This window comes from Corallococcus exercitus, from assembly GCF_003611585.1.
Lineage (GTDB): Bacteria > Myxococcota > Myxococcia > Myxococcales > Myxococcaceae > Corallococcus > Corallococcus exercitus.
The window spans coordinates 1-2635 of sequence record NZ_RAVW01000705.1 but is presented as its reverse complement, the minus strand read 5'-3'; the positions used below and the strand labels follow the sequence as shown (position 1 = coordinate 2635).

Genomic DNA, 2635 nt, shown 5'->3' with positions numbered 1-2635 from the left:
GGGACCAGCCGCTGCACCGGCTGCTCACGGCCTTCCAGCCGCGCGACCACGGCCTCCACCAGGCGCTGCTCCAGCACGCGCAGCGGCTGATCATTGTTCTCCAGGATGATCCACCGCGCCGGATCCCTGCGGGCCTGGGCCAGGAACGCCTCGCGCACGCGCACCGCCAGCCCCGCGCCCACCAGGCCCTTGCGGCTGTCCGTGTCGTTCACCTTGCCGCTCTGCACCTTGCCCAGCCGCTTGCGCAGCCGCGCCAGGTCCGGATCCACATCCACGAGGATGACCAGGTCCGGCCACAGCCCTTGCGACGCCAGCTCGCAGGAGGGCAAGAGCTGCTCCTCCTTCAGGCCCCGCCCGCCGCCCGTCAGCGCGAGCTGCGAGTAGAGGTAGCGGTCGGTGATGCACACCTCGCCGCGCTTGAGCGCGGGCGCGATGACCTCTTCCAGCTGCTGCGCGTCGCGGGCCAGGTTCAGGAAGAACTCGGCGCGAGGCCCCATCTCCAGGAGCCGCGCGTCGCGCGTGAGCTCGCGGATGCGCCGCGCGGTGGGCGACTGCAATTCGCCTCCCTCGCGGGCGTGCGCGACCTTGTAGCCCAGCCGCTTCAGCCGGGACGCGAGCAGGTTGGACAGCGTCGTCTTGCCGCTGCCGTCAATGCCTTCGAAATCGATGAACACGGTGCCCTAACCCCCTACGACCCCAACGCCACCTGATGCGAAGGCATGCACCCGCGCCATGCCCTCGGCGAACTTGCTGTATGCCGCCGGGCCCCCCGGATTGAGGGCCGACAGCCACTCGGGCAGCTCCGCCCCGAGGTGCTTCACCTCCACCACCACCCGCGAGTCCTCCCACGCGGGCAGCCCCAGCCGCTCCACCGTCAGCGCCGTGGGCGACAGGGCCAGCTCCGGCGACACGGCGTGGAAGCCGATGTCCCGGTCCACCGTCACGCGCCACTCCTGCGACACCTGGTACACGTGCCGCCGGTACGTCACCGCCAGCACCGGCGACAGGCTGCCCCCCGCGATGAGCGGCAGCAGGCTCACGCCGCCCCGGATGGCCCGGCCCAGCTCCGCGCGCGGCACCCATACGCGCCGCTTCTGCGTGAGCCCGTTGCGCTCGCGCTTCACCTCCAGCACCACGCGCTCGCGGCCCGCCGCGCCCACGTCCGGCGAGTACTCCTTCGTCCTCACCTTGAGGCAGTCCTCCGGCGTGCTCAGCGCACGCTGCGTCAGCGGATAGCCCGGCTTGTCGAAGTACACCGACACGATGCGCGTGGGCGGCGGCAGCACCCCGCCCAGCTCCTGCGACAGCCGCGTGCACACCGCCTTGGCCTCGGAGGCGTCCAGCACGCGCTTGAACTCACGACGCAGCTTCGTCACTTCGCCTTCAGCGAACGAGATCATGTCCAGGTCTCCTCACCGGAAGCGGGTGGCGAGCTGTACCGACAGCTCGAGCGCGGGCGCCACGTCCCCCGGCCGGAGCGCACGCTCCGCCTGGACCTGCGCCTTGAAGGAATCCGCCAGCAACACGTTGAAGCCCCCCGTCACCGAATGTCCCTGTGCCTGGATGCCGCCCTGCAATTGCAGCGCCTCCGCGCCCACCACCGGCTGCACCGCCCACCCCTCATGGCCCACCGGCACCGTCCAGAAGGCCAGCACCGACTGCGAGCGGAACGGCCCCAGCGCCAGCCGGCCCGCCGCCGCCTCGCCCGTCAACGTCAGCCCCCAGAGCGTCAGCTCCGCGTCCGCCGCCGTCGCGTACTGCTTCGTCCCGTCAATGACCTGCGTGAGGTACGTGCTCGTGCCCAGCGTGAGGAACTTGAACGGGCGGATGCTCAGGCGCGCGGAGCCGTCCTCGCTCAGCCGCTTCCCGCTCGCGTCCTCGCCGCCCTCGAAGAGGCCCGCGGACAGCTTCAGGCCCCACGCGTCCTTGAGCCGCATTTCGCCCATCAGGCCCAGGCGCCGGCCACCCAGCGAGTTCGTCTCCGTGAGGTAGTCCTCCACGAGCCCGCGCTCCTGGATGGGCAGCCGCCACGCCGACTCCTGCGAGCGCTGGAGGAAGGGCGACTTGAAGCGGCCCGCGTACAGCCGCAGGCGCTTGTCGTCGTCCGCCAGCCGCACGAAGGCGTCCTTCAGGATGGCCTTGGAGGCCAGGTCCGCGCTCACCTCCGCTTCCAGGTTGGACAGCGACGCGGCCACGCCCACGCGCGCGGACTCGATGCCCAGGTCGCGCTCGTACTTCTGCCGCTCGTCGGCGGCGGCGCGAGCGAACACGCGGCCGAACACGCGGATGCGCTGCCCGGGCCCGCCCTTGTCGTCCACCTTGTCCGCTTCGTCCGGCGCCTCGCCCAGCGTGTCCGCCTTGGGCCCGGTGTCCTTCTTCTTCTTCTTGCCCGGCACCGCCGCGTCCGGCACCGGCGCGCCCGGCTCCGTCACCTGCTCCGGCGCGCCCATGACGGGGCCCTGCGAACCGCCCGGCATCGCCTGCGCCACCGCGCCGTCCAGCGCGTCGTCGTCTCCGGAGACCTCCAGCGGCTGATCCGCTTCGGCCGCCGCGTCCTCGTCCGGTTCCGGCGCCGCGCCAGCGACCGCCGGCAGGCCCAGGAGGACCGCGACGAGCAGCCCCCGCCGCCACCCGC

General features: G+C 72.2%; 3 protein-coding genes. All 3 read right to left on the bottom strand.

The features are described from left to right. Positions 1-674 (bottom strand): dTMP kinase (gene tmk / locus D7W79_RS41120; RefSeq protein ID WP_120530634.1); only part of this gene is annotated, 674 nt, incomplete at its 3' end. 6 nt (positions 675-680) lie between these two features. Then, on the bottom strand, positions 681-1400 hold the full coding sequence (locus tag D7W79_RS41115; RefSeq protein WP_120530633.1) for a VTC domain-containing protein: 720 nt from the start codon (positions 1398-1400) through the stop codon (positions 681-683). 12 nt (positions 1401-1412) lie between these two features. Further along, a partial coding sequence (locus D7W79_RS41110; protein WP_120530632.1) for a putative porin occupies positions 1413-2635 on the bottom strand: 1223 nt, incomplete at its 5' end.